Consider the following 14943-nt stretch of genomic DNA (forward strand, 5'->3'; position numbering starts at 1 on the left):
TTATTGGTGGATGCGTTAGAATGGAAGTGCATGTGGTTGATTTTCTTTGGTGTGGTTACCAAGAAGACTACCACATGCGCTCCTCAAACGCCATCCCCACTTGTTCATAATGACATGAGACTCGACAGATACGGACTTGCAAGGCAAACAATACGACAAGACAGGCTGTCTTAAAGAGGCGTATGCCGCCTTCACTGTCTTAGACCGACATGAGAGTGAAATTGAAGCGGACTTCAAAAGCCGTGGAGGACAAGAGATATCGAATCTCCTGGTGCATAAGGTCACGATCAACAGCTTTACACTCAAGGGAAATACCGCAGTCGTGATGGAAACACAGAGCTTGCATTCGAATATGCATGGCGTCACTGCGGACGGTAAGGATCACGCAGAGTCCCTGAAACTGGCAAACAATGTCTATCGCGATGTTTGGGTGCGCAGCACACAGGGCTGGCTGCAGCAAAGTGGAACACAGCTCAAGTAACAAGACCCCGCCGCCCATAAAACGCGGTGTTTCCTATTGGCCAGCGCTGCGGTCGGCGAGGGCCAGGGCGATCGCGGCGAGGGCGATTTGGGAGGCGGGACTTTCCAGCTTCTTGCCGTGTCCGGCGAACCAGGACTTGCCTTCGCAGTGGGTGGGGAAGATCATGGCGCTTCGGGGAATGACGCCGAGGACGGCCAGGGCGTTTTCGGCGTCTGGAAGCACAGCCCCAACGGCTCCGAGAAACTGTGGGGATTGGACGCCGTAGCGTTTGGCCAGCCAGCCGAACATAAGCGCCGCGAGCGGCGCCTCAATCTTAATATCGTAGTCCCGGTGTGGGAATAAATCACAGATCAAGTGCGAGGCAATGCCGCTCGCGAGCGCGGGCAGAGGCCGCTGTACGGAGCCGCCAATGGCGGCTCCGACGGCGGCGTGTATGCAGACCATCATAAGCGTGTGTTTACATTCTCACCAATGACTGAGAAGCGCGGCTTAGAGCGGGCTGAACGTCATTGCATACTTGTCCATCGCGTCCGTTCCCGCAGCCCGTCCCGTGATGCCGGTATCCTGCGGATTCGCGCCCGCGAAGGCGGTGTTGCCGTTCGAAACGGCGCTCGGTCTCAGCCATTTGACATGGCCGTCCGCCGCCAGGAAGTTCGATCCATCCGTGTGGCGCCCGGTTGGACTGTCGAAACTGGACTGTGCTGAACTGTAGCGTCCGCCCATCCATCCGGTCGTGTAGAGAACCGTGGGGGCGTAAGTGTCCGTCGCGTAGGATGCGTACAAAGAGCCCTGGGTGCCGACGCCGGCGGGCGAAAGCGAGTTAGGGGTCGGCGCTACTGTGAAGCTGTTACTGCCTTCGGACGGATCGGTCATCAGCGCGACGGCGCCGCGTACTTCGAAGATCTGCACGGTGCTGGCCGGAGCCTGGAGCGACGCGAGTGTGGACGAGCTTGAGAAGTTGGCGTTGAAGGCGTAGGAAATCGGCTGCAGCAATCCGTTGGGACTGGTGGAATCATCCGGGCATTTGAAAATCCCGGTGCTCTTCACATAAGGATAGATCGGGCCGGCCCAGCCGACGGCGTAGTTCGGGGTATATCCCGCAGGGAACGTCTCGTCGTTGTCCTGGACATACTGCATCAGGCCCAGGCCGATCTGGCGCTCGTTGGAGGCGCAGCTGATTTGACGGGCCTTCTCACGAGCCTTGGCGAAGACGGGGAAAAGAATAGCCGCGAGAATCGCGATGATGGCTATGACGACGAGGAGCTCGATCAGAGTAAAGCCTCGGCGGCGAGCCGGGGCAGAGCGAAATTGCATGTAGTTCTCCGTGGGCGCACACCTCGCTTCTTCAAAAAGTCGCGAGGTCATTGACGATGTTAGCGGGCGATGCCGCACATCTGCTGATAAAGGGAGCCCACTTTGGCTACATATCGCTGTGTTTCTCGGTAGGGGGGGACGCCGTGGTATTTGCGCACGGCGCCGGGGCCGGCGTTGTAGGCGGCCATGGTCAGGCGGAGCTGCTTGAGCGGGATGATCCCCGCGTTGGCCGGCGCGCCGCCGTATTTGTCTAGGTGACCGCGCAGGATGCGCACGGCCGCCTGGATATTCTGGATCGGATCGTAAGCGTTGGTGACGCCCATGCCGCGCGCGGTGGACGGCATCAGCTGGCCGAGGCCCTGAGCGCCGGTGCGCGACGTGGAGTAGATATTGAAGCCCGATTCGGCGATGACCATCGCCATGACCAATCGCGGGTCTACTTGGTTCAGATCGCAGTAGAAAAGAATGCTCGTGGCGATCTTGTCCAGATCGGTTTCCGAGAGGCGCGGGTTATGGCTGCGGATCGCGTCCCGGTACGGCCCATAGATGGACAGGGCGCGGTCGGTGAGCGCGGCGATCGGGTGACCCTGCACGCGCGGAACGGGCGGCGGGGCGGCGTAATAGCGCACGGTGGACGGCGCGCCGACGCCGGCGACGGGAGTGCTCTGGGCGTTGCGGTCATAAGAGACGGAGCGTGAGGTGCTGCTGACGCGTCGGGTCCAGCCGGCGATCGCCGCGCGCTCGGACTGGGCGACATCGTATTCCGGCGCGGCGGAGATCAGCCGCAGTCCATTGGATTCGATACGCGCGCCTGGGGCTTCCACCGACAGCAGGACACGCAGGGTGCATCCCGTATCGATCCAGTCGGCCTTTTGCAGCGCCGCCGGCAGTACCACGGAAATCGAATCGTTACCAATATTCAAAAGAACAGTGCGCTGACCGTCGGAAACCACCTGGCCGGAGACGGTAGCTGTTCCTTCCAGCGCCTTGCCCGCGAATTGTGTCGGGTTCTGCTGAATGTCGGCGAGCAGCCGCGCCGTGATCGGTGTGAGCGGCGTCTGGCGCAGCGCGGTGCGCGCGGAGATGTAGGATGCGGACGGCGCCTGCGGCGCGGCGCTCGCCGGAACGGTTCCGGCGGCGATCATCAGGAAGCAGGCGGCGGCTAGTGTGGGTTTCAAGGGCATGGATTTTCCTCGCCAAAAAGCGGATTCCAGTCAACGGTGTATCTTATCATAGTCGGTGTTTGATGTCAAGGAAATCAGGGAATAAGAATCGATTGCGCTTGTTTTCAGCGTTTGTTGACAATGGCTGTTAATTAGGTTATACTGAAAAACCGAACCAGGAAGCTTCTTCATCACCTTCAGGAGAGAGAATATATCCGGATGGATTCCGAATCCCGTGAACTGTTGACCGTCGAACAGGCGGCCCAATACCTGCAATTGAGTCAGTCCAGTATTCGCTCTTACATCCGTCAGGGGAAGCTGAATGCTTTCCGGATCGCCGGAAAGCGCAAAGTATTGATTCCACGCACCGAGCTGCTGAAGCTGCTCGAGCCCGCCCGAGCGGCGGACCTCGAAGTGGATGTAGACGTGGCGGATGACGATGACGAATAGCGTCGCGCCGAATCCGGCGCGGCCCCGATTCGCATGGTAACTTTCTCGTTATGACGACGCAGTCATCATCTCCCTTCAATTCCACACCTCCCTGCTCTGATCCGTCCGTGTGCGACGTGACTATCTCGATCGTTTCCTACAATACCAGCGGCCCCCTGCGGGATTGTCTGCAATCGCTCCAAGACCGGCGCGATGAGGGCGAAGCGACCATGGAAGTGGTGGTCGCCGACAATGTCTCCACCGACGACAGCGTGGAGATGGTCCGCCGCGAATTCCCCTGGGTGCGCGTCGTCGAGACCGGCGGCAATATCGGCTATGGACGCGCGAACAACGCCGCCCAAATCGATGCGCGCGGCCGCTACGCCTTCATTTTGAATTCCGACACTATCGTTCTGCCCGGCGCGCTCGCCGCCATGCGTGACTTCATGGATGAACATCCGAAGATCGGCGCCGTCGGCGCGCAGCTAATCCTCTCGGATGGCGGCACGCAAACTTCCTGCGCCCGCGATCCCAGCCTCATGGCTGTCTGGTGGGAGCAAACCTATCTGGACAAGCTCTTCCCCAACAACAAAGTCACCGGCAATTATCTGATGACGGACTGGGACTATGGGACTCGCCGTGAAGTCGAGCAGGTCTGCGGCGCATGCTTGTTTGTGCGCCGCGAAGCGTACACCCAGATCGACGGTTTTGACCCTGCTTTCTTTATGTACTTTGAAGACACCGATTTCTGTATTCGTCTGCGCGGGGCGGGGTGGCCGATCTGGTTCATTCCCGAAGCGCATATCCGGCACCTGCTCGGCGCCAGCAGCGGCGCCTGGCGCAGCCGCGCCCGTATGATCGTCTCCTACAACCGCAGCCGATATTACTATTTCACCCGCTACGGCGGACGGGGGCGCGGCCTCGCCATCAAAGCCATGTGTCTGCTGGGCGCGACGATGCGCAGCATCGCCTGGCACGCCATTGCCCTCGTCAAACCCTCCGCGCGCGAACAGGCCCGCCTGTTCCGCAAGGTCTGGATCGACACGCTTCGGATGAAGCCTGTGGGGGACGCAGGGGAATGAGAATCGCCCTCGACGCACGCACGCTCTCCGGGCGCTACACCGGCGACCGCACCTATTGGCGCGGTCTGATCGGCGCGCTCACCGAAATCGACTGTGAGAACGAATACTTCGTTTACACGCGCCTGCCCGTGGAGGGTGATCCGCCGCCGACGGGGCCAAATTTCACCTGGCGCATTCTCCCGAGTCCCACGCATGACGCCGCCTGGATGTCGCTGGCGTTTCCAAAAGCGCTGAAAGCGGACAAAATTGATGTCGCGCACACGCAGTACAATACGCCGCTGCTCGGCGCGCCGTGTCCCGTGGTCACCACGGTTCATGACATTACGTTTGCTCTATTTCCTGAACATTTTTTGCCGAGGGATCGCTGGATCCTCAATCGTTTTGTCCCCGGATCTATGCGGCGGGCGGCGAAGGTGATCGCCGTCTCCGAGAGCACACGCCGCGATATTCTGCGCACCTACAAGCTGCATATTGAGCCGGACAAAGTGGTGACGACGCTGCTGGCGGCGGATTCGCGCTTCGCGCCGCCCGTGAACGGGCAGGAATTCGCGCGGGCGGCGTTGAACGAGAAATACGGACTGCGTGGCAAGCCGTATATTTTGTCGGTCGGCGTGCTCCAGCCGCGCAAAAACATGCCGCTGCTGCTGGACGCTTTCGCGCTCGCCAAGCTCGGCCCAAAGGCGATCCCGCATCTGCTGGTCATTGTCGGCAAGCGCGGATGGAAGAACGAAGATTTGGACGCGCATCTGGCGGAGCTGCCGCCGGAAGTGGCCGACCAGATCGTGTTCACCGGATACGTTCCGGACGAGGACCTGCCGACACTGTACGGCGGCGCGGACGTGTTTTGTTATCCGTCGCTGTATGAAGGGTTCGGGCTTCCGCCATTGGAGGCGATGGCGTGCGGATGCCCGGTGCTGTGCTCTCGGATCTCGTCGCTTCCTGAAGTGGTGGGGGATGCGGGGCTGCTGCTGCCGGCCAAGGACTCCGACGCCTGGGCGACGGCGCTGGAAAAGCTGATCGACGAGCCTCTTGTCCGCGCCCGCTGGGCCGAGCGCGCCCTGGAGCGCTCGCATGAGTTTTCGTGGCGCCGAACCGCCGAGCAGACCCTGGCGATCTATCAAAGTGTCGCCTCGACGACAAAGAAGTAAACGCATTTCGCAGAAGCAAATCGCAAACGAGAAGAGTAAATGGTTTTAGACCCGAAATTATTGGAAATACTGGCCTGCCCCGCATGCGACGACCGTCCGCCGCTGCGTCTGGAGGGCGAAACGCTCGTCTGTGACGAATGCCGTCGCGTTTACCCTATTAACAATGGGATCCCCGTGCTGCTGACCGAAGAAGCATCACAGCCCGACCCAACCGACTCCACCCATCAGTGAGGATATCGTGCAACTGACCCGCTCCGGCCCGATCAAGATCGCCGTGATCCATGGCCCCAATTTGAATATGCTCGGAATCCGTGACCCGGATATCTACGGCAAAGATAACTTCGACACCGTCAACCAGAAGATTGAGGCGCAGGCGAAGGCCCTGGGGCTGGAGATCACCATCCAGCAGTCTAACTCCGAAGGCGCGATCATCGATTTCGTTCAGGAAGCAATGTCCTGGTCGGACGCCATCGTCATCAACCCCGGCGCCTACACACATTATTCGTACGCCATCCGTGACGCCATCGCCGATTCACGGCTGCCGACCATCGAAGTGCATCTGACCAATGTCCATGCGCGTGAAGAGTTCCGGCGCCACTCGGTCATCTCGCCGGTCTCCACCGGACAGATCGTCGGATTCGGCACGAACTCTTATCTGCTCGCCCTGACCGCCGCCAAGCGGCTTGTCGAAGAAAGCCATCGCTAAAGGAAACGCCATCGTGAGTGTTACGACGCAAGACGCCCTCGCCGTCCGCCTGGACGCTTTGAGAAAAGCCATCGCCGCCAAGGATCTGGATGCGCTGCTGCTGACCAACATCACCAATATCGGCTACATGACCGGCTTCTCCGGCTCATCCGCCTACGGACTGGTCACGGCCGAGGAAGCCATCCTGATCACCGACGGCCGTTATGCGATCCGCGTGCGTGAGGAAGCTCCGAACTTCACGCCGATCATCGCGGCCGGCAGCGGTGGGTACATCGGTTCCTTGCAGGAAACACTCACGGCGCGGCCCGCAATCCAGAAGCTGGGTTTCGAAGCCGATCATATGACGGTTTCGCAGCACGAGCGTTTCGTGAAAGACCTGCCCGAAGGCGTCTCTCTCGTCCCCGCGTCGGGCCTGGTGGAAGTGCTGCGCCTGACCAAGGACGCCATTGAAGTTGCGAAGACCCGACGCGCGATCGATGTCGCGCAGTCGGCGTTTCTGTCGGTTAAGCATCTGCTGCGCCCCGGCGTGAGCGAGCGCGAGTTCGCCGCCGAGCTGGACTTCGCCATGCGCAAGAACGGCGCGCAGAAGACGGCCTTCGAATCGATCGTCGCCAGCGGCCCGCAAAGCGCTCATCCGCATCATAGCCCCAACGGGCGTATCTTCGAAGTCGGCGACTTTATCACCATCGACTGGGGCGCGGAAGTCGATGGGTACTGCTCCGACATCACCCGCACCGTCTTCATCGGCTCCGACGCTGACGTCACCCCCAAGCATCGTGAAGTCTACGCTACCGTTTTGGAAGCCCAGCGCATGGCGATCGCGGCGATCGCGCCGGGCAAGAACGGCCAGGAGATCGACGCCATCGCGCGCGACCACATCGCCGCGCGCGGCTACGGCGAAGCCTTCGCCCACAGCCTCGGCCACAGCCTGGGCCGCACTGTCCACGACGGCCCAGGCTTCTCCACGCGCAGCCAGGACTTTATCTTAAAACCCGGCATGATCATGACCGTCGAACCCGGCGTCTACCTGGAAGGGTGGGGCGGCCTGCGGATCGAAGAAGACGTGCTCGTGACCGAAGACGGCTGCGAGACTCTGACCAGCCTGCCAAACGAATTTGAGGCGTTGGGCGGGTAGAAGTTCGGAATATTTGTATTAGCCCCGGCGCAAAGGCGGCCGGCGGTTGAAACCGCGCCTGCCAGAGCGCAGAAACCCACCGGCGTGGGTTACATGATCGATTACCGAAACGTCTGAACAACGCGCGTATTGTAGACGGTATCGTTGAGGATTATGTAGTCCCCGCAGGGGGACTTCTGCGTATTCGCAGGCGCGGTTTTAACTGCCGGCCATTTCGTTTGCGGGTTTATACTCGCCGGGCTTCCTGTTGTCAGCCTTGAGCTTCGTAGGGAACCGATTACACCCTCAGACGTTTTATAAGAACACTGCTGTCCTCATCACAGCACTCTTTTTCACTACTCACTTTTCGTTCGCGTTCCGGAGGGCGCCCTCTATGGCCGTATTAAGCGCCGACTCATTCGCCTCCATCCTCGCGCTGGTCGGGGTCGTGATTATTGTCGCGGCTCTGATGTCGGGATTTATCGAGCGCAGCAACGTCCCCCAAGTCGCGGTCTTTCTGGGCCTGGGCGCGGTGCTCGGCCCGGCGGGCCTGCATCTTCTCGATGTCCATCTTAATTCGCAGATTCTGCGCGTGGTGGCGACACTGAGCTTGGCGCTCGTGCTCTTCACCGACGCGGTTTCTCTCAATGTCCCCGAAGTTCGAAAACAGACGAGCCTGGCGCTGCGCGTGCTTGGGCCGGGAACACTGCTCTCGGCTACCTTGATCGGTCTTGCGGCGTGGGGCTTGTTAAATCTGCCTCCAGCGGCGTGTGTGCTGCTCGGCGCCGCGCTCGCCTCCACCGACCCCGTGCTGCTGCGCGGCCTGCTGCGGCGGCCCGACATCCCCAGCGCCGCGCGCCAGGCATTGCGGCTTGAGAGCGGACTGAACGACGTCGTTCTGCTCCCCATTGTCCTGGTGGCGCTGCCGTTTCTCATGGCCGGTCCTTTGCCCAACGTGGCCCTCTGGATCCACATGGGCTTGAATCTGTTTTTGCTCGGACCGGTGGCGGGTATCGCCGTGGGATTAGTCGGAGTCGCGGTGCTGGACTTGGTGCGCCGCCGAGTGGGAATTCGACGCGATTACGAGAGCCTGTATTCACTGGGTGTGGCGTTCGCGGCCTTCGCCGCCGCCGAGACGGTGCACGGCAGCGGATTCCTTGCGGTGTTTGCGGCAGGACTGACCATCGCCGCCTTAGACGTCGAGCTATGCGACTGCTTCCTGGAATACGGCGAAACGACCGCCGAACTCGCGCTGCTTTTCACTTTCGTACTGCTCGGAAGCTCGCTGATCTGGAGCGGGTTCGCCATGCTCTCCGTGGCGACCTTGGCCTTCGCGGCGCTGACACTGCTGTCGCGCCCGGTGGCGTTTGCCGTCGCTTTAGCGGGAACGAAGCTGGGCAAAAAGGCGCACACACTCATTTCATGGTTCGGGCCGCGTGGCCTGAGCACATTGCTGCTTGTTCTGCTCCCCGTCTTTGCCGGCGTCCCTGGCAGCGAACGGCTCTTTTCGATCTGCTGCCTTGTGGTCGTGATGTCTGTGATCCTGCACGGCGGTTCGCTGATGCTCGTGCGCCAAAAGTCACAAACAGAGCCGGCCGCCGAGCCCTCGCCGGCCGAAGTCGCCCCTGCCCATGAACCGGCGCCCACCATCGCGCAGGACTTCGTTCTCGCTTCATCGGTCAGCGTTCCGACCCCACGTCATCGTGACGGAGCGCGCGATGGCGGACATACCGGGGATCGGACCATCGCGTCGGGCGAAAGCATCGATCGTATCCTACCCGCCGTTCCGGCGCCCATCGAAGGCGCCGCGCCGCCGGCTGGGGATCGGATTACCGTGGCCGAGATGCAGCGCCTACAGGACGCCGGGCAGCATGTCGTGATCTTGGACGTTCGCAGCGAACGCACGTTCAATGACAGCGATTTGCTTGCCACGGGAGTGACGCGCATCGACTACCATCACGCCGCCGAGTACGCCGCCAAGACGGGCATCCCGAAGGACGCCTGGATCATTCTCTTCTGCGCCTGCCCGGACGACAAAACGAGCGTCTACACGGCGGGAGAAATGCGAAAAGCCGGCTGGACACGCACCTACGCCCTGCGCGACGGCTGGGACGCCTGGCGCGAGGCGGGACTGCCGGTGACGGCGAAGGCCGGGGTTTAATTCCAAGGCGAACTTAAAAAATAACGCCCCGGAATCTCATCCGAGATTCTGGGGCATTGTTTTTCATAACGGCTATTGATATATATCGGATTACAAGATATAATGTTTTATGGGTAACGAACGAGAGCTTTTAAAAGGGAATACACCGACGCTGATCCTCGCCGTGCTGCACGAAGCGCCGATGCACGGGTACGCCATCGCGCAGGCGATTGAAAGGCGCAGCGGGGATATTCTGAAGTTCAAATACGGCACGCTTTATCCCGCGCTCTACAGCCTGGAAAACGCGGGTCTGATCGCCGGGGAGTGGGAGCATCTGGAAAGCGAACGCCCGCGTAAGACATACTCGATCACGGATGCCGGCCGCGCCGAACTTGCGAGCCGAACGACGGCATGGAGCCAGTTCGCCCTGGCCGTCAACAACATCATTGGAGGAGTCAGCCGTGAACAGACAGCCTGATGCGCAAGGTCCCGACGACCGAATCTCGGATTATCTCGCTCTTGTTTCGAAGCCAATGAAAGCCATTCCGGATGAGGCGAGGCGGAACTTCTTACGGGAAGTCAAAACGCATGTTGAGACATTGGCCGATCACTATCGTGACGAAGGCCGGGATGCTGACGCCGCCGTGAGCGACGCAATGCGCATGATCGGCGAACCGGTCGCTCTCGGCCGCTCCTGGGCGAAGTCGTGGCTTGCAGCGAACGAGCCGGGAACATTCCTCTCGGCATTCGCTCTGAGCGCGGGGATCCTGGTCGTCCTTCAATGCATTGTCTCTTTCCTGCAGCCCACTCCTAGACCTGTCATGATCTTTGTGAACGAAAAGATCGGCGCTATGGCCTTATGCCAAAGCATCGCCGAGATGGCCTGGATCCCCATCGTACTGACAGCAGTCGGCGCCGTCTGCGGCTGGTGGAAGCCTCGGGGCGCCCGTGCGGGACTTGGTGGAAGCGGAGCCATCTACGCCGCCTATCTGTTCCAGCTTTTCGCTCTTGGAGGCTGGCCCGAGCCGGCGTGGATCCTGTTCCGGCAATACATCGCACAGCAGTTCCCCGCCGCAGCTTCCTACGTGATAGCCATTCTTGTGTTTGTCATCCTCTGGGTAGTTCTGCCGTTGTTTCTCGGCAGCGGTCTGGCGCGCCGCGAGCGCATCCGCCGTTTGACCCGCGCGTAATGATTTTTCGTTGACAAGATTGGGAGTGAACCGTGAACAGTCAGCCTGACGCGCAGGACCGCGAAAACCGAATCGCCGATTATTTGGGAATCGTTGCCGGATCGATGCGCGCCATCCCGGAGGAAACTAAGGGCAATTTTCTGCGTGAGATGAAGACGCACATCGAGACGCTGGTCGATCAATATCGGGACGAAGGGCGCGGCGAGCCTGCCGCCGTCACGGACGCGCTGCGCATGATCGGCGATCCGGCGACCGTTGGGCGGACGTGGGCGGCCAACTGGCTACGCGCCAATGAGCCGGGCAATTTCCTCTCGGCGCTCGCACTGTCCGCCGTCGTGCTCGTCATGCTCCAGTTGATGTACTCTTTCGTGCTGTATCTTATCTGGCCAGTCGCCCAGGGACCGAACGTGATGAATGTCAGCTTTAGCGCGCCTATTGTTGTTGGGGCGGTTTGCGGCTGGTATCGGCCGAAACGCGCAACTGCGGCGCTTTCTGTGGCCAGTGTCCTTACCAGCATTTGGTTTGTCGCCAACTTTTATCTACAGGCCGGTAAGCAATTGACGGCTGAAGCAGGGTTGGCTCCGGGAACTATTCTGTTCTTTCTCGCGGCGATGACCATCGTGTTCGCAGCCTACACAGCGGCGCTGATGCTGCTCGGGAGCGCTGTTGCTCGAAGGTGGAGAATTCGCCGTCTGACCCGAGCGTGATTTACTTGACGCCGGCCAGCGAGAATGAAATCGTATGCGTTTCGCCGTCGTGGATATTGATCTTCACGGCGGAGGTTTCCGCCAGCCCTGGGTGAAAAATGGGCTTGGCGCGATCGACTGAAATCCAATAGCCACTGCGTCCTGGCGGCCCATCTCCAGTGAACATTGCGACGAAAACGGTGCTGCCGCCTGGCGCCAGCCGCAGCGAGTATGTCCCATCCGGGCGAGTGGCGACTGCGGAAAACGGTCCTGTTGTATTCGGGTTCGATGGCCCCATATATCCGACGGATGCGCCTGCGAGCGATTTCTGTGTCTTCTCATCGCGCACCGTTCCGGTCACCAGAGCTCCGTGTGTCAGAACGAGATCGGGGGCTGTCACCGTCTCGTTTTCCTGCGCGGGCACGTTTTGTACGGCGATCGCGGTCCACTCCCGAGGCTGCTTCTCTTTGTAATTCAGCATGATCTGGTAACGAGCCGTCGTCATTCCCACGAGACGATATGCGCCGTCGGAGTCCGTGATGGCGTGGGCCGTTTGCAGGCGCGTGTACTCCTCCGGAACATATCCGTTGATGGTAAAAACATCGCCGCCCTTGCCGTGGATCGTATGGGCTTTGATAAAGCTCTCCGGCAGCACGCTCATCAGATCCGTCTGCGCGAAGACGGGGACGCCTGCCATCGGTTTCCCATGCCGATCCACCACATGGCCGACAATGACTGCTTTTCCGCGCTCCGCGACCGGCGGCGTCTGGGCGGCGGTGACCGCCCAGACGCATGACCCGGCTGCGGCAATGTATCCATGCCATCGATTCATGCTGTTATTGATCCATCGAAAATCCGTACGCTTCAATTGTTAGCTTGATGTGGACATCGTTTCTGCTTTTGCCTGTTTTCGCGCCCACCACCGATACGCCAGCAGTGCGGGAACCCAGAGTGGGGCATAGGCGATGATCCAGATGACGAGAGCGAGCACCCGGCCGAAGGCGGAGGCGAGGGAGTTAGTGGCGTCGCCGGTGGATGCCGTGAGATTGGTCAGGAATGTGCTGCTGACCTTGGGCGTTTCCTTCCCTTTTTCGCTGAGTGTGACGTCGATGTCGCTGAGTCGGGCCATCTTTTTCAGCAATTGCAGGCGGGCGCGTGACTGGGCAAGCTGAATACGGAGGTCGCGCGCCTGTTCTTGATCGCGCCACGTGGCGCGCTTGCCGCGCGCTTTGAGCTGCGCATCCGTGCGCCGCACTTCATCCTCCATGATCTGCTCCGCCTGATCGGCGTCGCTGGCCTGTTCCGTGATGTCCTCGCCGCTGACGCTCTTAGCCGTCACCTTCCCAAACTTGCCGATTTGCGTCATGACGCTCGCGAATTGATCGACCGGAACCTTCACCGAAATATCGGCGGAGCGCTTGCCATCCCCATTAGTGCTGAGTGAACTCTCGGCAATATAACCGCCAACGCCCTTCACCAGCGTCTCCAAACTCTCGCTCGCCGTATCCGCGTTCGCGACTTCCACGCCAATCGACGCTTCGTTGTGGACCTGGCGAACGGCGTCGTTGCCGTCGATACTGCCAGCAATGTTCATTGCCGCAGGGCTTTTTGTGGCGAACTCAACCCTCTGTGGGGCGCCGTGAGTCGGTAGACCAGAGAGCGTTTGGACCTTGTTTACATCCTGATAACGCGAGTCAGGATCTTTCATCTGGAGCTGAGCGTTGCCGTTGGCGTTGACAACGTGTTCCATACGTTCGTCGTTGGCGGATACGCGGTTCAACGATTGGCTAACGTGCATACTCGCTTGGGATGCAGAAACATTGCGAGCTTTTTCGTGTGCCGTCATAAATGCGGGAATAAGAACACAATACGCCATTACAGCGACGGCGGAGCCGATGACCAGTGGCGCTAGGCGGCGTTTAGGAGCGCGAACGGGGGATGTGGAGTTGGCGCCGAGATCGGAGAGGATCTTGGCGCGCAGGGCGGGGTCGAGCGCCTCGTGGGTTTCGGGGCGCAGTTGTTCGGTGATTTGGGACATTTGGGCAATCTCCATGCGGCAGGATGCGCAGCGCGCCAGGTGACGGGCGACGGCGATGCGACGGAGCAGGGATAGCTCACCGTCGATGTATGCCTTGAGGTCGTCTTCGTATGGGTGGCGCTGCGTCATGATAAACTCTCCGATGCCGTCTCAGAACTGAGCCCGGAGGCCGTGTCCTGGACGTAGCCGCCTAAACTCTCGCGCAGGCGGCGGAACGCGTTGGAAAGCCGGCTTTTCACCGTGCCGAGGGGGATGCCGAGGATGTCGGCGCATTCACTGTAGGTCAGACCGTGCATTTCGTGCAGCTCCACGATGTCGCGGTGCTGCGGCGTGAGCGTCCCGAGCGCGCTTTGGATCTGGTCCGAGAGCTCCCGCTGAGAGAGCCATCGCTCCGGGTTGCCCGGATGATCCGGACCGGACGCCAGCGCGTCATCATAAGCCACGGTTTCGGGAGCGCGGCGCTCCTTGTGCTTGAGGCACTGGTTCAACGCCACTCGGTAAACCCAGGTGGAGAGTGACGCCCGCCCGCCGTAGCCGCCGATGCTTTTGAAGATCTGAACGAAGATTTCCTGTGTCAGGTCTTCGGCGTCGGCCTCGCCGGCGGCGTAGGTGCGCGCCAACCGATGCAGGCGCGCGCCGTAGCGGTCCAAAATCTCCGCGCACGCCGCGCGTTCGCCCCGCGCCGCCTGCCCCGCCAGTTGTTGATCGTTTCGCAAATGTCCGCCTCAGTATTCGCTTTCCGAGGGGTTAGTTCCGCGTTTTGGGGAAAAGGTTCACGAGTGGGACAAAAGAATTTTGACGGGGGCGTGGCGAACGAGCGGCGCTGGGCGGTCAATTGCCTGCCAGCTCCTGAATTTTACGGAAATGATGGGTGGTGTGGGCTTCCATGAGGCGCAGGGTTTGAATGGTGTCGAGACGACCGGTCATCGGGTGGTGGTACATCGTCAAGCCGCGGGAGTAGGGTGTGAGATGCTTGAGGTGATGGCGGAGCAGGGCGCGCGTGGCGTCCCAGCGCGCTGTCATCTCGTCCAGCGCCAGACGTCCGGCTTCGGAGGGATCCACGAGATCTTCGGGGACGGGGATATTCGGAAAGACGTGCGGCGCGCGGCAGACGAGGGCCACGGTCCAGAGGGATTTGGGGCTGCGTGGCTTGCGGCTTTGCGAAGGGCGCGTGGCCTGGCGAATCACTTCTTCATCGGACAGCAGCAGATGATGGACATGCTGCTGCACCGACCAGGCGTCGCCGTCCGGGCTGCGCATCAGCGCATCTGGCGGCAGGGCGGAGACGGTGTAAAGCAGGTCCATTCGCAGGCGCTCAAGCGTTTCGAAATACGACTCGTACTCCTTGGTCATGAGAGATCTCCAGGGTAGTTCCGGGGCCGCACTCCCACGGGAAGGGGCGGCCGGAGACTGCATGGCTATTTCTAAAGGACTTGAGAGCACGATCGACAG

18 protein-coding genes are annotated in these 14943 nt (G+C 60.6%); 11 read left to right on the plus strand and 7 right to left on the minus strand.

All coding sequences use genetic code 11. From position 1 onward, the window contains the following. Positions 1 to 136 precede the first annotated feature (136 nt). Complete coding sequence (locus tag ABIZ35_RS23635) at positions 137 to 481, plus strand: hypothetical protein (RefSeq protein ID WP_348222386.1); 345 nt, start codon at positions 137 to 139, stop codon at positions 479 to 481. 33 nt (positions 482 to 514) lie between these two features. Here ABIZ35_RS23635 and ABIZ35_RS23640 read toward each other — a convergent pair whose 3' ends face one another. From ABIZ35_RS23640 to ABIZ35_RS23650, 3 genes are read right to left on the minus strand one after another with little or no spacing between them, the layout of a single operon-like run. Continuing rightward, positions 515 to 928: a hypothetical protein gene (locus ABIZ35_RS23640; protein ID WP_348222387.1), complete on the minus strand. Its 414-nt coding sequence runs from the start codon at positions 926 to 928 to the stop codon at positions 515 to 517. Between the two features lie 42 nt (positions 929 to 970). After that, positions 971 to 1795 carry a DUF1559 domain-containing protein gene (locus tag ABIZ35_RS23645; RefSeq protein ID WP_348222388.1) on the minus strand — a complete coding sequence of 275 codons (825 nt, stop codon included), beginning with the start codon at positions 1793 to 1795 and terminating at the stop codon, positions 971 to 973. 59 nt (positions 1796 to 1854) lie between these two features. Beyond that, on the minus strand, positions 1855 to 2973 hold the full coding sequence (locus ABIZ35_RS23650) for a lytic transglycosylase domain-containing protein (protein WP_348222389.1): 1119 nt from the start codon (positions 2971 to 2973) through the stop codon (positions 1855 to 1857). 204 nt (positions 2974 to 3177) lie between these two features. Here ABIZ35_RS23650 and ABIZ35_RS23655 point away from each other — a divergent pair, with 204 nt between their 5' ends. From ABIZ35_RS23655 to ABIZ35_RS23700, 10 genes are all read left to right on the plus strand, one after another. Then, positions 3178 to 3408: a helix-turn-helix domain-containing protein gene (locus ABIZ35_RS23655; RefSeq protein WP_348222390.1), complete on the plus strand. Its 231-nt coding sequence runs from the start codon at positions 3178 to 3180 to the stop codon at positions 3406 to 3408. Positions 3409 to 3515: 107 nt separating this feature from the next. Then, on the plus strand, positions 3516 to 4469 hold the full coding sequence (locus ABIZ35_RS23660) for a glycosyltransferase family 2 protein (RefSeq protein ID WP_348222391.1): 954 nt from the start codon (positions 3516 to 3518) through the stop codon (positions 4467 to 4469). Continuing rightward, positions 4466 to 5617 carry a glycosyltransferase family 1 protein gene (locus ABIZ35_RS23665; RefSeq protein ID WP_348222392.1) on the plus strand — a complete coding sequence of 384 codons (1152 nt, stop codon included), beginning with the start codon at positions 4466 to 4468 and terminating at the stop codon, positions 5615 to 5617. The genes ABIZ35_RS23660 and ABIZ35_RS23665 overlap by 4 nt, the downstream gene beginning before the upstream one ends. Positions 5618 to 5656: 39 nt before the next feature. Then, a complete protein-coding gene (locus tag ABIZ35_RS23670) occupies positions 5657 to 5848 on the plus strand; it encodes a Trm112 family protein (protein ID WP_348222393.1) in 192 nt (63 codons plus the stop codon). A 7-nt stretch (positions 5849 to 5855) separates the two neighbouring features. Continuing rightward, a complete protein-coding gene (gene aroQ / locus ABIZ35_RS23675; RefSeq protein ID WP_348222394.1) occupies positions 5856 to 6323 on the plus strand; it encodes a type II 3-dehydroquinate dehydratase in 468 nt (155 codons plus the stop codon). Positions 6324 to 6336: 13 nt separating this feature from the next. Then, positions 6337 to 7458: a Xaa-Pro peptidase family protein gene (locus ABIZ35_RS23680; RefSeq protein WP_348222395.1), complete on the plus strand. Its 1122-nt coding sequence runs from the start codon at positions 6337 to 6339 to the stop codon at positions 7456 to 7458. Positions 7459 to 7831: 373 nt separating this feature from the next. Next, positions 7832 to 9598, plus strand: coding sequence for a cation:proton antiporter (locus tag ABIZ35_RS23685; protein WP_348222396.1), 1767 nt, complete (start codon positions 7832 to 7834; stop codon positions 9596 to 9598). A gap of 109 nt (positions 9599 to 9707) precedes the next feature. Continuing rightward, positions 9708 to 10055 (plus strand): helix-turn-helix transcriptional regulator, encoded by a 348-nt coding sequence (locus ABIZ35_RS23690; RefSeq protein ID WP_348222397.1) that lies wholly within the window; start codon positions 9708 to 9710, stop codon positions 10053 to 10055. Continuing rightward, positions 10039 to 10767, plus strand: a complete 729-nt coding sequence (locus tag ABIZ35_RS23695; protein ID WP_348222398.1) for a hypothetical protein — start codon at positions 10039 to 10041, stop codon at positions 10765 to 10767. Before ABIZ35_RS23690 ends, ABIZ35_RS23695 begins: the two co-directional genes overlap by 17 nt. Positions 10768 to 10799: 32 nt before the next feature. Then, on the plus strand, positions 10800 to 11474 hold the full coding sequence (locus ABIZ35_RS23700; RefSeq protein WP_348222399.1) for a hypothetical protein: 675 nt from the start codon (positions 10800 to 10802) through the stop codon (positions 11472 to 11474). A gap of 1 nt (position 11475) precedes the next feature. Here the strand turns inward: ABIZ35_RS23700 and ABIZ35_RS23705 are convergent, their stop codons facing one another. From ABIZ35_RS23705 to ABIZ35_RS23720, 4 genes are all read right to left on the minus strand, one after another. Further along, entirely contained in the window at positions 11476 to 12285 is an 810-nt protein-coding gene (locus ABIZ35_RS23705; RefSeq protein WP_348222400.1) for a hypothetical protein, read from the minus strand. Between the two features lie 39 nt (positions 12286 to 12324). Further along, entirely contained in the window at positions 12325 to 13620 is a 1296-nt protein-coding gene (locus tag ABIZ35_RS23710; RefSeq protein WP_348222401.1) for a DUF4349 domain-containing protein, read from the minus strand. Next, positions 13617 to 14207, minus strand: coding sequence for an RNA polymerase sigma factor (locus tag ABIZ35_RS23715; RefSeq protein ID WP_348222402.1), 591 nt, complete (start codon positions 14205 to 14207; stop codon positions 13617 to 13619). The genes ABIZ35_RS23710 and ABIZ35_RS23715 overlap by 4 nt, the downstream gene beginning before the upstream one ends. A 115-nt stretch (positions 14208 to 14322) precedes the next feature. Further along, entirely contained in the window at positions 14323 to 14844 is a 522-nt protein-coding gene (locus tag ABIZ35_RS23720; protein WP_348222403.1) for a DinB family protein, read from the minus strand. Positions 14845 to 14943: the final 99 nt, after the last annotated feature.

This window comes from Capsulimonas sp. (genome assembly GCF_039929585.1).
GTDB lineage: Bacteria > Armatimonadota > Armatimonadia > Armatimonadales > Capsulimonadaceae > Capsulimonas.

What these genes read in the sequence shown, in the direction of transcription:
- ABIZ35_RS23640 (WP_348222387.1), bottom strand. Translation starts at nt 928, where the DNA reads ATGATGGTCTGCATACACGCCGCCGTCGGAGCCGCCATTGGCGGCTCC.
- ABIZ35_RS23645 (WP_348222388.1), bottom strand. Translation starts at nt 1,795, where the DNA reads ATGCAATTTCGCTCTGCCCCGGCTCGCCGCCGAGGCTTTACTCTGATC.
- ABIZ35_RS23655 (WP_348222390.1), top strand. Translation starts at nt 3,178, where the DNA reads ATGGATTCCGAATCCCGTGAACTGTTGACCGTCGAACAGGCGGCCCAA.
- ABIZ35_RS23665 (WP_348222392.1), top strand. Translation starts at nt 4,466, where the DNA reads ATGAGAATCGCCCTCGACGCACGCACGCTCTCCGGGCGCTACACCGGC.
- ABIZ35_RS23670 (WP_348222393.1), top strand. Translation starts at nt 5,657, where the DNA reads ATGGTTTTAGACCCGAAATTATTGGAAATACTGGCCTGCCCCGCATGC.
- ABIZ35_RS23685 (WP_348222396.1), top strand. Translation starts at nt 7,832, where the DNA reads ATGGCCGTATTAAGCGCCGACTCATTCGCCTCCATCCTCGCGCTGGTC.
- ABIZ35_RS23690 (WP_348222397.1), top strand. Translation starts at nt 9,708, where the DNA reads ATGGGTAACGAACGAGAGCTTTTAAAAGGGAATACACCGACGCTGATC.
- ABIZ35_RS23705 (WP_348222400.1), bottom strand. Translation starts at nt 12,285, where the DNA reads ATGAATCGATGGCATGGATACATTGCCGCAGCCGGGTCATGCGTCTGG.
- ABIZ35_RS23710 (WP_348222401.1), bottom strand. Translation starts at nt 13,620, where the DNA reads ATGACGCAGCGCCACCCATACGAAGACGACCTCAAGGCATACATCGAC.
- ABIZ35_RS23720 (WP_348222403.1), bottom strand. Translation starts at nt 14,844, where the DNA reads ATGACCAAGGAGTACGAGTCGTATTTCGAAACGCTTGAGCGCCTGCGA.